This window comes from Microbispora sp. NBC_01389 (genome assembly GCF_045040095.1).
Lineage (GTDB): Bacteria > Actinomycetota > Actinomycetes > Streptosporangiales > Streptosporangiaceae > Microbispora.
In genome coordinates this window covers 2,466,875-2,482,864 of record NZ_CP109552.1, presented here as the reverse complement: position 1 = coordinate 2,482,864, position 15,990 = coordinate 2,466,875, and the positions used below count along the sequence as shown (strand labels likewise).

General features: G+C 72.0%; 20 protein-coding genes. 9 read left to right on the top strand and 11 right to left on the bottom strand.

Annotated elements, in window-relative coordinates:
* Positions 1–74 precede the first annotated feature (74 nt).
* The gene (locus OG344_RS11145; RefSeq protein WP_405088144.1) at positions 75–593 is read left to right on the top strand and encodes a hypothetical protein; all 519 of its coding nucleotides are present in this window, start codon (positions 75–77) and stop codon (positions 591–593) included.
* 1 nt (position 594) lies between these two features.
* Here OG344_RS11145 and OG344_RS11140 read toward each other — a convergent pair whose 3' ends face one another.
* The 4 genes from OG344_RS11140 to OG344_RS11125 all read right to left on the bottom strand — a co-directional run bounded on the left by OG344_RS11140 (position 595) and on the right by OG344_RS11125 (position 3,859).
* On the bottom strand, positions 595–1,248 hold the full coding sequence (locus tag OG344_RS11140; RefSeq protein WP_405089072.1) for a TetR family transcriptional regulator: 654 nt from the start codon (positions 1,246–1,248) through the stop codon (positions 595–597).
* 155 nt (positions 1,249–1,403) lie between these two features.
* Entirely contained in the window at positions 1,404–2,504 is a 1,101-nt protein-coding gene (locus OG344_RS11135) for a CapA family protein (protein ID WP_405088143.1), read from the bottom strand.
* Between the two features lie 230 nt (positions 2,505–2,734).
* Positions 2,735–2,941 (bottom strand): DUF397 domain-containing protein, encoded by a 207-nt coding sequence (locus OG344_RS11130; protein WP_405088142.1) that lies wholly within the window; start codon positions 2,939–2,941, stop codon positions 2,735–2,737.
* A 60-nt stretch (positions 2,942–3,001) separates the two neighbouring features.
* Entirely contained in the window at positions 3,002–3,859 is an 858-nt protein-coding gene (locus OG344_RS11125; RefSeq protein ID WP_405088141.1) for a helix-turn-helix domain-containing protein, read from the bottom strand.
* Between the two features lie 490 nt (positions 3,860–4,349).
* Here OG344_RS11125 and OG344_RS11120 point away from each other — a divergent pair, with 490 nt between their 5' ends.
* The 3 genes from OG344_RS11120 (at position 4,350) to OG344_RS11110 (ending at position 6,270) form a co-directional block, all read left to right on the top strand.
* Positions 4,350–4,511: a hypothetical protein gene (locus OG344_RS11120; RefSeq protein ID WP_165900842.1), complete on the top strand. Its 162-nt coding sequence runs from the start codon at positions 4,350–4,352 to the stop codon at positions 4,509–4,511.
* Between the two features lie 125 nt (positions 4,512–4,636).
* Positions 4,637–5,239 (top strand): HD family hydrolase, encoded by a 603-nt coding sequence (locus OG344_RS11115; RefSeq protein WP_405088140.1) that lies wholly within the window; start codon positions 4,637–4,639, stop codon positions 5,237–5,239.
* A 119-nt stretch (positions 5,240–5,358) separates the two neighbouring features.
* Positions 5,359–6,270 (top strand): Rieske (2Fe-2S) protein, encoded by a 912-nt coding sequence (locus tag OG344_RS11110; RefSeq protein ID WP_327049157.1) that lies wholly within the window; start codon positions 5,359–5,361, stop codon positions 6,268–6,270.
* A gap of 33 nt (positions 6,271–6,303) precedes the next feature.
* Here OG344_RS11110 and OG344_RS11105 read toward each other — a convergent pair whose 3' ends face one another.
* The 3 genes from OG344_RS11105 to OG344_RS11095 all read right to left on the bottom strand — a co-directional run bounded on the left by OG344_RS11105 (position 6,304) and on the right by OG344_RS11095 (position 8,189).
* Positions 6,304–6,549 carry a hypothetical protein gene (locus tag OG344_RS11105; protein ID WP_220499935.1) on the bottom strand — a complete coding sequence of 82 codons (246 nt, stop codon included), beginning with the start codon at positions 6,547–6,549 and terminating at the stop codon, positions 6,304–6,306.
* Positions 6,550–6,555: 6 nt separating this feature from the next.
* Complete coding sequence (locus OG344_RS11100; protein ID WP_405088139.1) at positions 6,556–7,305, bottom strand: sulfite exporter TauE/SafE family protein; 750 nt, start codon at positions 7,303–7,305, stop codon at positions 6,556–6,558.
* A 95-nt stretch (positions 7,306–7,400) separates the two neighbouring features.
* Positions 7,401–8,189, bottom strand: a complete 789-nt coding sequence (locus tag OG344_RS11095) for an ABC transporter ATP-binding protein (protein WP_405088138.1) — start codon at positions 8,187–8,189, stop codon at positions 7,401–7,403.
* A 66-nt stretch (positions 8,190–8,255) separates the two neighbouring features.
* Here OG344_RS11095 and OG344_RS11090 point away from each other — a divergent pair, with 66 nt between their 5' ends.
* Positions 8,256–8,987, top strand: coding sequence for a hypothetical protein (locus OG344_RS11090; protein ID WP_327049154.1), 732 nt, complete (start codon positions 8,256–8,258; stop codon positions 8,985–8,987).
* 15 nt (positions 8,988–9,002) lie between these two features.
* Here OG344_RS11090 and OG344_RS11085 read toward each other — a convergent pair whose 3' ends face one another.
* Positions 9,003–9,620: a response regulator transcription factor gene (locus tag OG344_RS11085; RefSeq protein WP_327049153.1), complete on the bottom strand. Its 618-nt coding sequence runs from the start codon at positions 9,618–9,620 to the stop codon at positions 9,003–9,005.
* Complete coding sequence (locus OG344_RS11080) at positions 9,617–10,828, bottom strand: GAF domain-containing sensor histidine kinase (protein WP_327049152.1); 1,212 nt, start codon at positions 10,826–10,828, stop codon at positions 9,617–9,619. The genes OG344_RS11085 and OG344_RS11080 overlap by 4 nt, the downstream gene beginning before the upstream one ends.
* A gap of 124 nt (positions 10,829–10,952) precedes the next feature.
* On the opposite strand from OG344_RS11080, the gene OG344_RS11075 reads away from it, so the two are divergent.
* The 4 genes from OG344_RS11075 (at position 10,953) to OG344_RS11060 (ending at position 14,099) form a co-directional block, all read left to right on the top strand.
* Positions 10,953–11,615: an SDR family NAD(P)-dependent oxidoreductase gene (locus tag OG344_RS11075; RefSeq protein WP_327049151.1), complete on the top strand. Its 663-nt coding sequence runs from the start codon at positions 10,953–10,955 to the stop codon at positions 11,613–11,615.
* Positions 11,612–12,772 carry an S-adenosylmethionine:tRNA ribosyltransferase-isomerase gene (locus OG344_RS11070; RefSeq protein WP_405088137.1) on the top strand — a complete coding sequence of 387 codons (1,161 nt, stop codon included), beginning with the start codon at positions 11,612–11,614 and terminating at the stop codon, positions 12,770–12,772. The genes OG344_RS11075 and OG344_RS11070 overlap by 4 nt, the downstream gene beginning before the upstream one ends.
* Positions 12,773–12,813: 41 nt before the next feature.
* Positions 12,814–13,416: a hypothetical protein gene (locus OG344_RS11065; protein WP_405088136.1), complete on the top strand. Its 603-nt coding sequence runs from the start codon at positions 12,814–12,816 to the stop codon at positions 13,414–13,416.
* A 122-nt stretch (positions 13,417–13,538) separates the two neighbouring features.
* Positions 13,539–14,099: a hypothetical protein gene (locus OG344_RS11060; RefSeq protein ID WP_327049148.1), complete on the top strand. Its 561-nt coding sequence runs from the start codon at positions 13,539–13,541 to the stop codon at positions 14,097–14,099.
* A gap of 90 nt (positions 14,100–14,189) precedes the next feature.
* On the opposite strand, the gene OG344_RS11055 is transcribed toward OG344_RS11060, so the two are convergent.
* Complete coding sequence (locus tag OG344_RS11055) at positions 14,190–15,188, bottom strand: lysophospholipid acyltransferase family protein (RefSeq protein ID WP_405088135.1); 999 nt, start codon at positions 15,186–15,188, stop codon at positions 14,190–14,192.
* Positions 15,185–15,955 (bottom strand): GNAT family N-acyltransferase, encoded by a 771-nt coding sequence (locus OG344_RS11050; RefSeq protein ID WP_327049146.1) that lies wholly within the window; start codon positions 15,953–15,955, stop codon positions 15,185–15,187. The genes OG344_RS11055 and OG344_RS11050 overlap by 4 nt, the downstream gene beginning before the upstream one ends.
* Positions 15,956–15,990 lie beyond the last annotated feature (35 nt).

Genomic DNA, 15,990 nt, shown 5'->3' with positions numbered 1-15,990 from the left:
GCGCTTTTCTCCGCAGATAGACGGGCATATCGCACCACGCCTGCGCATTCGAGCCCTGGCGAGGAGCGTCCAGCATGTCCAAGCGAGTGATCCTGACTCTCGCCTCCGCAACGGTGCTCGCCGCCGTAGTCCCGGGTGTCGCCGGATACCTCACGGCGCAGTACGAGGCGCTCGGGCAGGCTCGCGCCGAACTCGCCCGGCTGCAGGCGCAGTTGCGGATGATGGAGCTCACGATCGAGCCCGCCGCCCTGCGGTGCCGCACCGGTGAGTCCGGCCGGCGATCGTCGATTCAGGCCGAGGACGACGATGCGCGCCAGCTCATGATCCCCCCGCGCACCCATACCCGGTCATGGGAGAACACCGCGTACGTGCCGGTCAACACGCCGGGACTGTGGCCCTCCATCGAGGTGCCCGGCATCACCGGCGCCCGCGTGGGCAACCTCCGCGCCGCCACCCCCGGCGCCGCCGACCCTCCTGCGATCTACCCCCGAGCCGTCAACCCGCACGTCGTCAACCCGCGCGTCGTCAACCCGCGCGTCGTGACCGGGCCGCAGGCCCCGTCCTCGTCCGATCCCGCCCGTCCACGGGAGTGAGTCACCGCCGGCGCGACTCGGCGGCGGCGAGCTGCCGGGAGAGATATCCGCGTACGAGTTGCTTCGCCTCGGCCACGATCACCGGGTCGCCGTGCGGATCGTGACGGAAGGCGAGCTTGAGCACCGCGTCTCCCGCCTCGACCGCGACGAGAATGGCACGGTCCAAATCCTCGCCGTCGGCCAGCCCGAATTCCGTCAGGAGCAGCGCCCGTAGGCGTCCGGCGATCACGGTGTTGTTGTCCGCGACGGAGTCGAGCAGGTCGAGGTCGAAGACGTCGCCGAAGTGTAGTGAGCGGAAACCCGGCACGGTCCGGTGCATCTCGACGTACTCGTCGATGATGGCGTCGACCGCGTCCCACCAGCCGGTGTAGTCCTCGATCATGAAGCGGCGCCCGACCCGCGCGGCGAACGACTCCACGTTGCGCCGGGCCAGCGCCTGGCTGAGCGCCCGCTTGTCGGGGAAGAACTGATACACAGAGCCGATGGCCACTCCGGCCCGTTCGGCGACCCGGGTGGTCGTGAGTGCGTCGTACCCGCCCTCGTCGAGCAGCTCCGCGCAGGCGTCGAGCATCCGCTCCACCCTGCGGGCGCTGCGACGTTGTGAGGGCCGCCGCCGCAGCGGCTCTCCGGCATGCGACGAGCGCGGCGACATCATCTCACCACCCCTGGGACCCCGGCCTTCGACGACGGGATCGCCCATCTCCCACACCACTCGGCTGGACACCCACCCATCTTGCCTGTTTCACGGCCCGCGGTCAGGGCTTAGCGGTCACTCGCCGGAAATGCGGCGAGATTCCGGTGCCGTGGCGGTCACGAGTCCTGCGGCGCGGCCGACAGGCCGGTGCAGCCGCGCAGCGCCCGGTACGCGCCGACCGCCTGCTCCCCGGCGCCGCCGGTGACCGGAACGGGCACGCCGCCGTTGATCCGAGCGGGGGTCCACTGGTCCTTGAGGACCTTCCTCCCGTTGATGGTCAGGGTCAGCACGCCGGTCGTCCCGGTCTGCGGACCCCAGTTGTAGAAGGCGAAGTTGCCGAGGCCGTACTGCACGTACGCCTGGCCGGAGTAGCCGCCGCCCAGCAGGATGTGCGCGTGGCTACCCACCACCACGTCGGCTCCCGCCTCCACGAGCTTGTCCGCCAGGCCGCGCTGCACCGGTGTCGGGCACTTCACCAGTTCGGCGCCCCAGTGCAGGAACACGATGACGGTGTCGCTGTTCCTGCGGGCCTGCTGTACGGCGCGCAGGATGCGCGGCTCGTTCTTGGCGGAGGCGAGCCCGGCCTTGTCACCCGCGGCGGTCCAGGACTGGATGAACTGCTCGTCGAGCACCTGGGTGGCGCCGATGATCGACACGCGGTTGCCGTTGACCGTCCTGCGATAGGGCCGGTACGCCTCGGTCTCGTTCGCACCGATGCCGATGACCGGGAACTTCGACGACTTGATGGCGGCCAGCGTGTCGCGCAGGCCGCTCTCCATGTAGTCCATGCCGTGGTTGTTGGCCATCGTCACGACGTCGACTCCGGCGGCCTTGAGAGCGGTGAAGGCCGTCGCCGGGGCGCGGAAGGTGAACTGCTTGCCCGGGGCGGGAGTGCCGCCGGTGGTGATGGCGGTCTCGAGGTTGAGCGCGGTGAGGTTCGACCTGCGCAGCACGGCGGCGATCGGGCCGAGCGCGGTGCGCGGGTCGGCGTTCAGCCGGTTGCGGAGCACGCCTTCGAAGTGCACGTCCCCGGCGAAGGAGATCGTGTAGGGCCGCCGCTGCGGCTTGGGGGACGACGCGGAGGTGGTCGTCGTCTCCTGCCGATCCTGCCGCGACGCGCCGGGAACGGACTCGCTCTCCGCCGCGCTGCAACCGGCGGCGAGGAGGGCGGACGCGAGGAGGGTGAACAGGGCCGGGGCGAGGGGAAGACGTCTCACGGCACCTGAGCATGCCATCTCCCGCGGTCCCGCGGAGGACGGGTTCCCGTTCCGCCCGCGCCTCCCGCGGGTTCTCGCCCGGCCCCGCCACCCTGTGCGCGCGCCCTCGTACAGACCCCGAATAAGCCTGGACAAGCCCGGGTACGGCTCGCGCCCGCGTGGGACACGGGCCGTACACGGGGCCGTGACCGGGTCGGAGAACCGGTCAGAGAAGCGGCCGGAGAAACCGGTTAGAGGTCGAACTCGCCGTCCTTGACGCCGCCGACGAACGCGTCCCATTCGGCGGGCGTGAAAACGAGCGCCGGACCATCCTGGTTCTTGCTGTCGCGTACGCCGACGTGGCCGCCCGGCAGGACGGCCACCTCCACGCAGGCGCAGTTGTTAGAGCTCCGGCTGCTCTTCCACCAGGCTGCGCCGGACAGGTTAATCGAGTTCATGAAAGGTGTTCTCTCCCCCCGGAGATTCTCCGCGCGGATTTCCGGGGCGGTCTTGAGGCTCTATCGCCAATGACGGACAGTTTTTTCCAGGAGCCTGCGGGAGGCGTCCACGTCAAGGGCCTTCGTCTCCAGGTAGTCGAATGCCACCTCGTACCGGTAGACGATCGTCTCGTCCTCGACCAGGCGTCCGCCCAGGAGTGCCTCCAGGTACACGACGTCATGGAACTCGGGCAGTTTGAGGTGGCTGAACGCTCCGGTGTTGATCGGGTGGGCCGTGTCGAGCAGAAGGATCCGCAACTCGACGTTCGGCAGCTCAGACACCTCGATCAACCGCCCGAGCTGTTCCCGCATCACCTCGTCGCCGCCGAACCGGCGCAGCAGGACCGACTCCTCGACGACGGCCGAGATGGCCAGCGGATTGTCCACCCGCAGAACCGCCTGCTGGCGGGCCATCCGGACCTCGATCCGGCTGCGGACGCCGCCCGGCGCCTCAAGGGTGCTCCGCTGCCCGCTCTCCATCATGGCGCGGACGTACGCCTCGGTCTGAAACAGACCCGGCACCACCTGGGGTTCCCAGTCGCGTGCCGACGTGGCTTCGGCCTCCAGGCCAAGGAACGTCGTGTATTCCTTGGGCAGGGAGTCGCGATAGTCCTCCCACCAGCCCTTCCGGGTCGCGTCCCGGTGCAGGGCGAGCAGCTCTTGGCGTTGGCGCGAATCTACCATGTAGATCACCAGCAGCGCCTCAACGTCGCTCTCGCGAGGCGAGGTGCGTGCCGTCTCGATTCTGCTGATCTTCGCGGCCGACCAGCCGAGCCGGGTCGCGACCTGGTCGCCCGTCATGCCGGCGCGCTCACGCAGCCGGCGCAGCTCCTGCCCCAGCCGCCGCCGCCGGACGGTGGGACTGCCGTGCTCGGGCATCCCGGCCGACCTCCTTCGTCCGGTGGAGCGGGCCGCGCGGGTGCGGGGCGCCCTGTCCGAAGATACCTCGCCGGCCGATGTGAGTTGCAGTGAAAATTACGGTGAAAGTTGCACTGCATCGGCAGAAGATTGTTGCGGATTTCTTTTCGCCAAGTATTGCAGCGGAATGTGAACTGGGTCACGATCGATACGGGAAAGGTCTCCCGGACGGTGGGGACGCCGGCGGTCGCCGGCGGGATGTTTCCGGAGCCCGATTTCCCACCCGGGGCACGCGCCCGGCCCGTTCCTGAGGCATGGGCGCCGACCGCCTCGGGTGCGCGTGACACAACAGGGCCGTTCCGGGCGCGGAGCGCGCTCTCCGTTCGTTGACACCAGGAGACGAACGCAAGACGACGAACCCAGCACGACGAGATCTCCGCTTGGCACCCATCCGGAAGGAGTCTCCATGAATCCCCCCGGTGCCGCCTGGTTCTCATTGCTAAGAAGCCGGATGACGACGGCCGACCTCGCCCTGTGCGCCGAGCAGGACAGGTGGGCCCGCGAGCTCAGGTGGACCGTCAGCCGCACCGGCTTCGGTGCCCGGCAGTATCGCGATCCACGCTTCGACCTCGTCCAGGAGCTGGAGGAGGTCGGCCGCCTCTTCCGCGCGTGACGCGGTGACCGTCACACCGTGACGCCATGTCACCGTGACACCGGGTCACCACCGCCGCACGCCCCGGCGCGGCACGCGCTCGCGGATCAGGCGGAAGACGACGGCGACCGGTTAGGCTTGCGCGGGTGACGACCGCCCTCATCCACGAACGGCTGCAGTCCCAGCTCGCCTTCCACACCGAGATCGACAAGCTGAAGCGCGTCATCCGCCGGAACTCTCTCATCGACGGGTCGCGCCGGGAGAACGACGCCGAGCATTCCTGGCATCTGGGCGTGATGGCGATGACCCTGGCCGAGCACGCGTCTCCCGGCACCGACATGGCGAGGGTGGTCGCCATGCTGCTCGTCCACGACATCGTGGAGATCGACGCCGGCGACACCTTCATCTACGACGCCGTCGCGGTGGAGGGACAGGCCGCCCTCGAACTCGCGGCGGCCGACCGGATCTTCGGGCTGCTCCCCGAGGATCAGGGCTCGCGCCTGCGGGCCCTGTGGGACGAGTTCGAGGAGCGGCGTACGCCGGAGGCGAGGTTCGCCCGGGCGCTCGACCGGCTCGCACCGATCATCGCGAACCATCACAACGAGGGCGGCACCTGGTCGCTCTACAAGGTGACCGCCCGTCAGGTGATGGAGAAGGTGCGGCTCATCGAGGAGGGCTCGCCCACGCTCGGCGAGTACGCCGCCGGGCTCGTCGCCGCCTCCGTTGCCCGGGGCCATCTCGCGCCCTGACCCTTCCGCCGCCTGGAGGCTCGGGCTCGCGCGCCTGAAACCCGCGTATACCGTCTCATTCCTGTCCATGTTCACACCTGTGACGCGCGGGTACGTGATCCGGTGTTAGGGGGCGAGACATGGAAGAGACGACGAGTTCGCGGCGTACGGGCCGGATGGCGCGGAGAGTCCCCGCCGCCGAGGTCTTCGACGGGCTTGAGCGGGCCACCGTGCTCGACCGGCCGATCGCTGTCATCTCCAAACAGGTGCGCCGCAAGCTCGGCCCGGGCAAGACCCGGGACTTCCTGCACGGCGTAACCATCGGACATCCGCTGCACCCGGCGCTCGCGATGGTCAGCTTCGGCTGCTGGCTGTCGGCCGGGGTGGTCGACATGACGAAGACCGGGCCGCGGGCGGCCCGCACACTGATCCTGGCGGGGCTGGGCAGCGCCGTGCCCACGGTGGCGGCCGGCCTCACCGACTGGTCCACGCTCCACCGTGAGCAGCAGCGGGTGGGCCTGGTGCACGCGATGACCAACGCGGCGGCGGCCGTCTGCTACACCGGCTCTCTGCTGTTACGGATGCGGGGACGTGAGCGGGCCGGCCGGACCCTGGCGTACGCCGGGCTCGCGGCGGCCTCAGCGGGCGGCTTTCTCGGCGGGCACATGTCCTACCGCCAGGCGGCCGGGGCCAACCACGCGGAGTCGGTCGGCCATCTCGTGCCGCTCGGCTGGCACGACCTGTGCGCCCTGAAGGACCTGCCCAACGGGCGGCCGGTGCGGCGGCGGCTGGGCTACATCGACCTGTTCGTCATCCGTCTCGGCGACGACGTGAACGTGCTCGCGGACAACTGCTCCCACCTCGGCGGCCCCCTTCACCAAGGGCGTGTCGCGATGGAGAACGGCGAGCCCTGCATCGTCTGTCCCTGGCACGGCAGCGCCTTCCGCATCTCCGACGGCAGGGTCACGCACGGCCCCGCGACGTCGCGCCAGCCGGCCTTCCAGACCCGGTTGCGGCAGGACGGCGTGGTGCAGGTCCGTCCCGCCGAGTGACCGCGCGCGGTCACTCGACCGCGGCGACCGGCATCACTCGGTGTCGGGGCCGCGGTCGTCGGCGGGATGCTCGACCAGCGCGAGCACCCGGTTGGACATGAACCTCGCGGTGCGGACGGGCGTGCCCGACCGCGTCACCTCGGTTACCTCCACGACTCCCCGGCCCGTGGTGACCTCGATCCGGCGTCCCGCCCTGGTCGCGATCACCTCATACGTGCGCGGGGTGCCTCCGGCATCGATCACGATCTCCACCCGGTCGCCCTTCACAAGGGCATACATACCCTTTCAGAACACCAGCTTCACTATCGCCACGATTCCGACGACAACAATGAAGCCCCGGAGCAAGGGCGCGGGCAGTCTGCGGCCGAGGCGGGCGCCGAGGAAGCCGCCCGCGGCCGACCCCAGCGCCACCGTCAGCGCGGCGGTCCAGTCCACCGGCGCGATGAACGCGAACAGCACCGCCGCCGTGGCGTTGACCAGCAACGACAGCAGGTTCTTGGCCGCGTTGACCCGTTGCAGGTCCTCGTCGAGGAAGCTGCCCAGCAGACCGATCAGGACGATCCCCTGGGCCGCGCCGAAGTAGCCGCCGTACGTCCCGGCGCCGAGGACGCCCGCCCAGAGCCACGGCCCGCCGTGCGGGTGCGGCCGCCGCCGCGCGGCCAGCCACTCGTTGATCCTGGGCTGGAACACCACCATGAGGCAGGCCAGGCCGATGAGCACCGGGACGATGACCCGGAAGGCCTCCGCGGGCAGGCGCAGGAGCAGCAGCCCGCCGGCGAGCGAGCCGATCACCGAGGCGACGCCCAGCCGGACCAGGCGCTCGCGCTGGCCCCTGAGCTCCGCGCGGTAGCCGAGCACCCCGGTCACCCCGCCGGGGACGAGGCCGACGTTGTTCGACACGTTGGCGACGATCGGCGGGAACCCGACGGCCAGCATCGTGGGGAACGTGATCAGCGACCCCGATCCCACGACCGCGTTGATCGCCCCGGCCCCCACACCGGCCGCGAAGACCGCGACCGCCTCCCACGGCGTCACTCGTACCCGCTCCCTCGTACGGCTGTCGCCTCAGGGTAGGCGCCGCGCCCGCGCGGGCGGCCGGAGGGGGCCCGCGCGGGCCTCACCCCGGAGGGTCAGAGGGGCCGGGCGTACCAGCGGCCGGTCTGCCCCCGGTCGAGATGCAGCGGCACGCCGAACGTGGCCGACAGGTTCTCCGCCGTCATCGCCGTCTCGATCGGCCCCTCGTCGACGATCGCGCCGCCGCGCAGCAGCAGCACGTGGGTGAACCCGTCCGGGATCTCCTCGACGTGATGGGTGACCAGGACCATCGTCGGCGACGCCGGGTCCTGGGCCAGCGCGCCGAGGCGGCGTACCAGGTCCTCGCGGCCGGCCACGTCGAGCCCGGCGGCGGGCTCGTCGAGCAGGAGCAGCTCCGGGTCCGGCATGAGCGCGCGGGCGATCTGCACGCGCTTGCGCTCGCCCTCCGACAGCGTCGAGAAGCGCCGCCGGATCAGGTGCGCGCAGCCGAGCTGGTCGATCAGCTCGACGGCGCGGGTGACGTCGTTGGAGTCGTACTCCTCGTTCCAGCGGCCCAGGATGGCGTACGACGCGGTGAGCACGAGATCGATGACCTTCTCGTCCGGCGGGATGCGCTCCGACAGCGCCGCGCTGGCCAGCCCGATCCGGGGCCGCAGGTCGAACACGTCCGTCTGGCCGAGCCGCTCGCCGAGGATCTCCACCGACCCCTCGGTCGGGAACAGCAGCGAGGCGGCCACCTGGAGCAACGTCGTCTTGCCCGCGCCGTTGGGCCCGATGATCACCCAGCGCTCGTCCTCACGCACGCTCCAGTCGATGCCGCGCAGCAGGGTGGCGCCGTCCCTGCGGACGGCCACGTCCTGAAGCTGAAGCACCTGACCGCCCATCGTGGTCCCCCTCCTGTGGTCCTCTGGGATAAAACTATGGCAGTCCGACGACATATCGTGGATCGGGTGCACACCGATTCACCGATCTCGGCCACGCTCGTCGCCTGGGGCAACGCCTGGCTCCTTGGACATGTGAGTCTGGAGACCGCCCTGGACCGCGTCGAGCGCGAGGCGGGGCCCCAGGTGGTGGCGGCGGAGGGGATCGAGACCCCCCTGCTGGCCTTCCTCCTGGACCGCAGGATCGAGGGGCTGAGCGCGTTCCGCCTCGCCCTGCCGGTCTCCGGCGACCCGCTCGGGCTCACCGGCCCGCCCTCCTTCAACGGCGTCGCCATCGACGCCGGTCAGGCCGTCGTGGCCGTGCTGTCCGGCAGGTGCCTCGGCCTCGTGCCGTCCGCCGACCGGCGCGGCTCGTCGTACCGCGGCGTCCGCTGGCTCACGGCCGAGGCGTCGGCGGCGCCCCCCGACGTGCCCTCGCTGGCCGAGGCGGAGCAGTCCCTGCGGACCGCAATGGTCGCCGCCACCGAGGCGCTGCTCGGCATGGGCGGCCCGGCGCAGGGCTTCCCGGCGGCGGACGCACTCGACCGCGCGGGCGAGGCCCTCGCCCCCGGTTACCCAGGCAGGGCGCACCGGGTCGGCGCGCTCGCCGCCCGGCTCGCCGTCGCGCTCCGCCTGGCCGACGAGCGCGGGCTCACCTCCGGCCAGGTCGCCGTGCGCGGCGCCGTCCTGCGCGACCTCGACCGGGCCGTACGGCGGGCCAGGGTCGCCGCGCACAACGCCGTCGTCGAATCCCAGGTCTGACCACCGCCCAGGCCCTCAGGCCAGGCCGTGCCGTACGGCGTAGAGCGCGGCCTGGGTGCGGTCCTGCACACCGAGCTTCATGAGGACGTTGGAGACGTGGGTCTTCACCGTCTTCTCCGCCACCACCAGCGCACGGGCGATCTCCCGGTTCGACCGTCCCGCCGCGAGGTGCCGCAGCACCTCGCGCTCCCGGTCGGTCAGCGCGGCCGCCTGCTCCGGCCGCTCCCGCTCCGCCGACAGCATCGCCTCGGCCGCCTCCGGCGCGAGCAGGATCTGCCCGGCGTGCACGGCGTGGATCGCCCGCACGAGCGCGGCCGGGTCCACGTCCTTGTAGAGGAAGCCCGCCGCGCCCGCCCGCATGGCCGGGGCGACGTCGCCGCGGTCGCTCACCGACGTGAGGACGATCACCCGCACGTCCCGCCCGCTCAGCTCCGCCAGCGCGCCGAGGCCGTCGAGCACCGGCATCCTCAGATCGAGCAGCAGCACGTCGGGGGCGAGCGACTCGGTCAGCGCGACGGCCTCGGCGCCGTCGGCCGCCTCGCCGACGACGCCGATGTCCTCCTGGATCTCCAGGAACGTGCGCAGTCCCTGCCGTACGACGGGGTGGTCGTCGGCGATGAGCACGCGGATCACGCGGGCACCTCCAGTCGTACGGTCGTGCCGCGGCCGGGCGTGGAGGAGACCGACAGCGTGCCGCCGACGGCCTGGGCCCGGTCGCCCATCGAGGGCAGCCCCAGGCCGCGCGCCGCCGTCCCGCTCATGTCGTCGCTGTCGAAGCCCGCGCCGTCGTCGGACACCTCCAGCGCCAGGGTGGCCGCGGCGCGCGTGAGGCGTACGCCGATGCGGCCGGCCCCGGCGTGCCGTACGGCGTTGTGCAGCGCCTCCTGGGCGACCCGGAGCACGGCGACCTCGACCTCGGGCGGCAGGTCGCCGGGCTGCTCGCCCTCGGCCGCGAACGCGACGGTCGCGGGATGCAGGCGGTCGAGCAGGGCCACCTGCTCGCGCAGGCTCTCCACGAGGCCGTACCGGTCCAGCTCGGGCGGGCGCAGTTCCACGATCACGGCGCGCAACTCCGTCAGCGCCTCCCCCGCCATCCGCTCGACCCGCTCGATCGCCTCGGCCGCCCGCTCGGGTTCGGTGCGGGCCAGCGCCGCGGCGGCCCGCGCGGTCAGCCGCAGCGAGAACAGCTTCTGGCTGACGGCGTCGTGCAGCTCGCGGGCCATCCGCGTGCGTTCCTCTATCACCGTGAGCTCGCGCCCGCGCTCGTAGAGCCGGGCGTTGGTGAGCGCGATGGCGGCGTGCGCCGCGAACAACGTCAGCAGGTCCTCGTCGGCCTCGTCGAACCCGCCGGGCGTCCGTTTGTTGGACAGGAAGATGATCCCGAGCACGGTGTCGCCGTCCGTGATCGGCACGCCGAGGAAGTCCGTGAGCACCGGATGGGCCTTCGGCCACCACCCGTACCGCGGATCCTGGCGGATGTCGGGCAGCCGGACCGGCCTTCCCTCGCGCAGCAAAGCGCCCAGCATGCCGTGCTGGCGCGGGGTGGGGCCGATGGCCTTCCACTGCTCGTCGGAGATGCCCTCGGCCACGAACTCGGCGAACGCGCCGTCGTCGTCCGGCACGCCGAGCGCGGCGTAGCGGGCGTCCAGCAGCCGCCGCGCGGACCGCACGATGACCTGGAGGACCTCGCGGACCGACAGGTGGCGGGTCACCGCGAGCACGGCCGAACTGACCGCGTGCAGCACGGCGTCCCGATCCCGGTCGTCGCGATCCCGGGCGCACGTGTCCGGGCCCGGCCGGAGCGGCTCGGGCGGGGGGACGGTGTCGGCGGGCTCGGGCACGCACCCAGCGTAGGTCGCCCGGCGCCCGGCGCGCGTCGGCCGGTGGGCCTAGGGCCAACTGCCGAAACCGTACCGGGCCGTGGTCCGATGCCCGCCTGACCTGCCGCTTCCTAGCGTGAAGCGCATGAGACAGGCACTCATCACCGGAGCGTCGCGAGGGCTGGGACTGGCCCTCGCCAAAGCGCTCGCCGCCGACGGCTGGTCGCTCCTCCTCACCGCGCGGGGCGAGGAGGACCTGATGTCCGCGGCCTTCGACCTCGGCGCCCGGGCCATCCCCGGGGACGTCGCCGATCCCGCGCACGTGGCCCGGCTCGCCGAGGCCGTCCCCGAGCTGGACCTGCTCGTCAACAACGCGAGCGGGCTCGGCCCGGCCCCGCTGCCCAGGCTCGCCGACTATCCGCCGGCCGCCCTGCGGGCCCTGTTCGAGACGAACGTGATCGGGCCGCTGGCGCTGATCCAGGCCACGCTGCCCGCGTTGCGCAAGCGGCGGGGCGCGATCGTGAACATCTCCTCCGACGCCGCCGTGGGGGCGTACGAGGGCTGGGGCGGGTACGGCGCGACCAAGGCCGCCCTCGACCAGGTCTCCAACGTCCTCGCCGCCGAGGAGCCCGACGTCGCCGTGTGGTGGGTGGACCCGGGCGAGATGCGGACCCGCATGCTGGCGGAGGCGGTCGGCGAGGAGGAGGCCGGGACGGCGCCGCCTCCGGAGAGCGTGGCGCCGGCCCTGCTGCGCCTCGTCGCCGACCGCCCCGAGCCGGGCCGCTTCACCCGCGGAGACCTGCGATGACCGGCACCGGCGGGCCGGCGGGGGCCGACGGGCGGGCGGCGACCGGGGATGCGGCACTGCGTGGGAACCGGCCGGCGGGGGTGATCGGGGAGCCCGGCAGGCCGCGGGCGTCGGGCGATTCGCTGACGTTCGCGCTCGCGGCGCCGCTGGAGGCCCGTGAGCCGCCCGAGGCACGCGGGCTGCGCCGCGACGAGGTCAGACTGCTGGTCTCCCGCCGCGACACCGGTGAGATCACCCATCACGTCTTCGCCGACCTGCCGTCGCTGCTGGCCCCGGGCGACCTGCTCGTGGTGAACGACTCCGCCACCCTGCCCGCGGCCGTACGGCTCGACCGCCTGGCCGTGCACTTCTCGGGCCGGCTCGCGTCCGGCGACTGGCTGGTGGAGTTGCGCCGCCGTACGGCCACGGCGACGGAGCCCTATCTCGGCGCGGCACCGGGGGAATGGCTGCCGCTGCCGGGAGGGGCCACGCTGCGCCTGGCCGGGCGGGAGACGGCGCGGCTGTGGCGGGCCCGCCTGGACCGCGACGTGCTCTCCTACCTCGCCGCGCACGGCGTGCCGATCCGGTACGGCTACGTGCGGCGCGACTGGCCGCTCGCCGACTACCAGACGGTCTTCGGGGTCGAGCCCGGCAGCGCGGAGATGCCGAGCGCGGGCCGTCCGTTCACCCCGGAACTCGTGACCGCGCTGGTCAGCCGGGGCATCGGCGTCGCGCCGATCACGCTGCACACCGGCGTCGCGTCTCCGGAGAAGGACGAACCGCCCTATCCGGAGTGGTTCTCGGTCTCCGCGCGTACGGCCCTGCTGGCGAACCTCACCCGCGCGCACGGGGGCCGGGTGATCGCCGTCGGCACGACGGTCGTACGCGCTCTGGAGACGGCGGCGCGGCCTCCGGTCGCCGGGCCGCACCTGGGGGAGCCGGGGCCGGACGGCGGCGGGGTGCGGGCGCTCTCGGGGTGGACCTCCCATGTGGTCACCCCGGCGGAAGGCGTCCGCGCGGTGGACGGGCTCATCACCGGCCTGCACGAGCCGCGTTCGAGTCACCTGATGATGCTGTCGGCGATCACCGGGACCGGGGTGCTGGCCGGCGCGTACGAGGAGGCGTTGCGGGAGGGCTACCTGTGGCACGAGTTCGGCGACAGCCATCTCATTTTGTGATGCGTGACGAATCTGAGATTTTGTTGGTCAAGGCTGATCGCATGCGAACACTCATCCGTAAGTCGACGACGTCGCTGGTCGCATCACTGGCCGCCGGAGCACTGGTGGTCCCCGCCCCCGTCGCCGCGTCGGCGTCCGCTCCGTCCATGGCGCCCACGGTGGCGCGGGCGGCCGGCACCACGAGCACCAGCTCGGCCACCAGCTCGGCCACCACCGCGGCCGCCGCCGCCCCGGTCTCCATCAAGGTGAGCTATCCCTACCGGGTCAGGGCGGGCGGGGTGGTGTCCTTCAAGGTCACCCTCGTCAACAAGCTCAAGACCAGGACGGACGAGATCTTCCTGGCCGCGAAGTTCCCCAAGAACGTCACCAAGGCCCGAATTTACGTTCCGCAGGGTTCTCGCTACAACGAGCGGTGCACCCGGGAACGAATCCGGGCGCTCTGCGTGCTGCCCGGTCTGAAGAAGGGGAGGAGTTACACGTTCTGGGCCAAGGCCTGGGTGAGCGGATCCGCGCGGGGCAAGCTCTACGGCTATTTCGGCGGAGCCGTGACCGACACGTCACTCAACACCGACCCCAAGCAACTGCTCAACGAGTTCGGCGGCAGCATCAGCTGGGTGAAGACGAAGAGCACAATCACCCGCTGACAATCGGATCCACAATCTTCACGATAAAGATCTTTACGGATGATGTGGGGGGATGGTACAAAATTTCCCCTATTGCGGGGGAACATCCATTTCCCCCCATCGTCCTCAGGAGACACACACCCATGCGTCACCCGATCGTGAAGATCGCCGGCCTCGCGACGGCCGCACCGCTCGCGGGGGCACTGTTCCTCGCCGCGGCCCCGGCGGCCTCGGCCGCCCCGGCGTCCACCGCCGCGGCGACCGCCAAGGCGGAGCCGTACTCGAGCTTCTACGTGGCCGCGAAGGGCCCGAAGAAGGCCAAGGCCGGCTCGCGGATCACCTACACCGTCAGTGCGGTCAACCGGGGCCCGCACCTCGCCGACACGTACTTCGTCGGCGGCCAGCTGCCCAAGGGCATCGAGAGCAAGGTGTACTACGGCGCTCCCAAGGGCACGCAGTGCGCCTTCTTCTCCGACGGGTTCTGGTGCATGATCCCCCGCGCGCTGGAGGTCGACGACGCGGTCTCGTTCTCGATCACCGTCAAGCTGAAGAAGGGCGCCCGTGGCACGGCCCTCGCCCGCGTCGGTGTGGACCAGTGGGACGTCCCCAACGGCGCCGAGGACCTCAACCGGCGCGCCTGGAAGGAACTGGGCGTCAAGCACTGGTACTTCCTCAAGACCGTCAAGACGAAGATCACCCGCTGATCTCGTCGTCCTGAGCCCCACGACGCCCGTCTGCCCCGGCAGGCGGGCGTCCGCCATTCCGAAGACCATCGCCCGGCTACGGCGATCGGCTCAGGCGGCCAGGGCAGGTCTGCCGGAGTCCGGCAGGAGTGCCGTTCTGACCTGGGCCTCGGCGATCCTGGCCAGTGCCGCCCGCGCCGCGCCCGGCCGGGGCCGTTCGCCCTGCCCCGGCTCGCCACGCGCGTCCGCCTGACGGAGGCCGCGCGGGGCCGGCTGCTCCAGGCGTACGCCGGGGAAGACGGTCACCTCCACGACCAGATCGCGGGTCGCGACGATGCGCAGGAGCGAGGCGACCAGGGTGTCGTCGCCGACGAACGACGGCCGGGTGGACGGCGTGGCCCACTCGCCCGCGCCCTCCACGAAGCGCAGCGCGACCGGCCGTACGGGCACTCCCGCGTCGAGCGCGGCCTGGAAGACGGCCGGGCGGAAGCGTCCCATCTCCCGGCCGCACCAGGTGGTGCCCTCCGGGAACGCCGCGACGCTCTCGCCGCGGCCCAGCGCGGCGGTCATGTCCGCGACGACCCGCGGCAGGGTGGACAACGCGTCCCTGTCGACGAACAGCGCGCCGCCGCCGGCGGCCAGAGTGCGGACCACCGGCCACCTGCCCACCTCCGCCTTGGCCAGCGGACGGCAGGGGAGGGTCGCGGCCATCACCAGGGGATCGAGCCAGGAGACGTGGTTGCCGACGAGCAGGGCCGGGCCGTCGTCGTCGCGTACGGCCCGCGCCCGGGCGGAACCTCCGAGGCAGGAGAACCCGCGGCGGGTCACCACCCTGATGCCGAGGGCCCGCAGGAACAGGCGCGACCAGCGGGCCACGGCCGTTCCCCGCCGGGCCGTACGGCCGATCACGAGCGCGACCGGCAGGCCGGCGGCGAGGACCGCGAGCGCACCCGCGATCCGGGCGGCCCGCCGCAGCGGCCCGGCCGTACGCGTCTGCGCCCGCAGGCACGCGGCGGTCGCGCAGGACGACACGGGCAGCCAGACCGAGCGCTCAAGGGCCCCCGAGGCGGGCGGCGAGGGGGCGGGCGGCAGGGGCGTGACCGCGCTCACCGCGTCTCTCCCAGGAAGTGCCGCAGGTAGCGCGGGTCGATCTCGGCCAGCGAGAGCAGCACGAAGAAGTCCGCCGTGCCGAAGTCCGGGTCGTACGCGGGCGCTCCGCAGATCCAGGCGCCGAGCCGTAGATATCCGCGCAGCAGCGACGGCAGCACGAACCGGTCGGGCCGGGGCACACCGGCGTCGCGCCAGGGCGTGCGCGGGGTCACCCGATACTTCTCCGGCCCGAGCGGCACCCGGTCGACCACCCCCGCGGCGATCACGCCGCCGTCGTCGAGCGGCACCGAGCAGCAGCCCGCCAGCCAGGTATGGCCGTGATCGGCCAGATAGCGGGCGATCCCCGCCCACATCAGCGCGACGACCGCCCCGCCGCGGTGCTCGGGATGCACGCAGGTGCGCCCCGCCTCGACCAGGCCGCCGCGCAGGCCCTTCAGCCCCCCGAGGTCGAACTCGGTCTCCGAGTAGAGCCGGTCGGAGCGGCCGGGCGGCAGCAGGCGGTAGGTGCCGACCACGGTGTCCCCCTCGCGGACGAGGAGATGGTCGCAGTACGCGTCGAACCGGTCCGCGTCGTGACCGTTCAGCGGCGAGTCGAGCCGGGCGCCCATCTCGACGGCGAAGACCTCGTGACGCAGCCGCTGGGCGGCGCGGACGTCGGCGGCGCTCTCGGCGAGGCGCACGGTGTAGCGGCCGGCGTCATGGCCTTCGCGGGGGCCGGTCCGCAGAGAGCCGGGCATGAGGGGCCCGGGGCCAAGGGAGATCGTCATAAGTCGTCACGTCCTTCCTCGGGGCAAGCGCCCAT

What these genes read in the sequence shown, in the direction of transcription:
- OG344_RS11145 (WP_405088144.1), top strand. Translation starts at nt 75, where the DNA reads ATGTCCAAGCGAGTGATCCTGACTCTCGCCTCCGCAACGGTGCTCGCC.
- OG344_RS11140 (WP_405089072.1), bottom strand. Translation starts at nt 1,248, where the DNA reads ATGATGTCGCCGCGCTCGTCGCATGCCGGAGAGCCGCTGCGGCGGCGG.
- OG344_RS11130 (WP_405088142.1), bottom strand. Translation starts at nt 2,941, where the DNA reads ATGAACTCGATTAACCTGTCCGGCGCAGCCTGGTGGAAGAGCAGCCGG.
- OG344_RS11125 (WP_405088141.1), bottom strand. Translation starts at nt 3,859, where the DNA reads ATGCCCGAGCACGGCAGTCCCACCGTCCGGCGGCGGCGGCTGGGGCAG.
- OG344_RS11120 (WP_165900842.1), top strand. Translation starts at nt 4,350, where the DNA reads ATGACGACGGCCGACCTCGCCCTGTGCGCCGAGCAGGACAGGTGGGCC.
- OG344_RS11110 (WP_327049157.1), top strand. Translation starts at nt 5,359, where the DNA reads ATGGAAGAGACGACGAGTTCGCGGCGTACGGGCCGGATGGCGCGGAGA.
- OG344_RS11105 (WP_220499935.1), bottom strand. Translation starts at nt 6,549, where the DNA reads ATGTATGCCCTTGTGAAGGGCGACCGGGTGGAGATCGTGATCGATGCC.
- OG344_RS11095 (WP_405088138.1), bottom strand. Translation starts at nt 8,189, where the DNA reads ATGGGCGGTCAGGTGCTTCAGCTTCAGGACGTGGCCGTCCGCAGGGAC.
- OG344_RS11075 (WP_327049151.1), top strand. Translation starts at nt 10,953, where the DNA reads ATGAGACAGGCACTCATCACCGGAGCGTCGCGAGGGCTGGGACTGGCC.
- OG344_RS11070 (WP_405088137.1), top strand. Translation starts at nt 11,612, where the DNA reads ATGACCGGCACCGGCGGGCCGGCGGGGGCCGACGGGCGGGCGGCGACC.
- OG344_RS11065 (WP_405088136.1), top strand. Translation starts at nt 12,814, where the DNA reads ATGCGAACACTCATCCGTAAGTCGACGACGTCGCTGGTCGCATCACTG.
- OG344_RS11060 (WP_327049148.1), top strand. Translation starts at nt 13,539, where the DNA reads ATGCGTCACCCGATCGTGAAGATCGCCGGCCTCGCGACGGCCGCACCG.
- OG344_RS11050 (WP_327049146.1), bottom strand. Translation starts at nt 15,955, where the DNA reads ATGACGATCTCCCTTGGCCCCGGGCCCCTCATGCCCGGCTCTCTGCGG.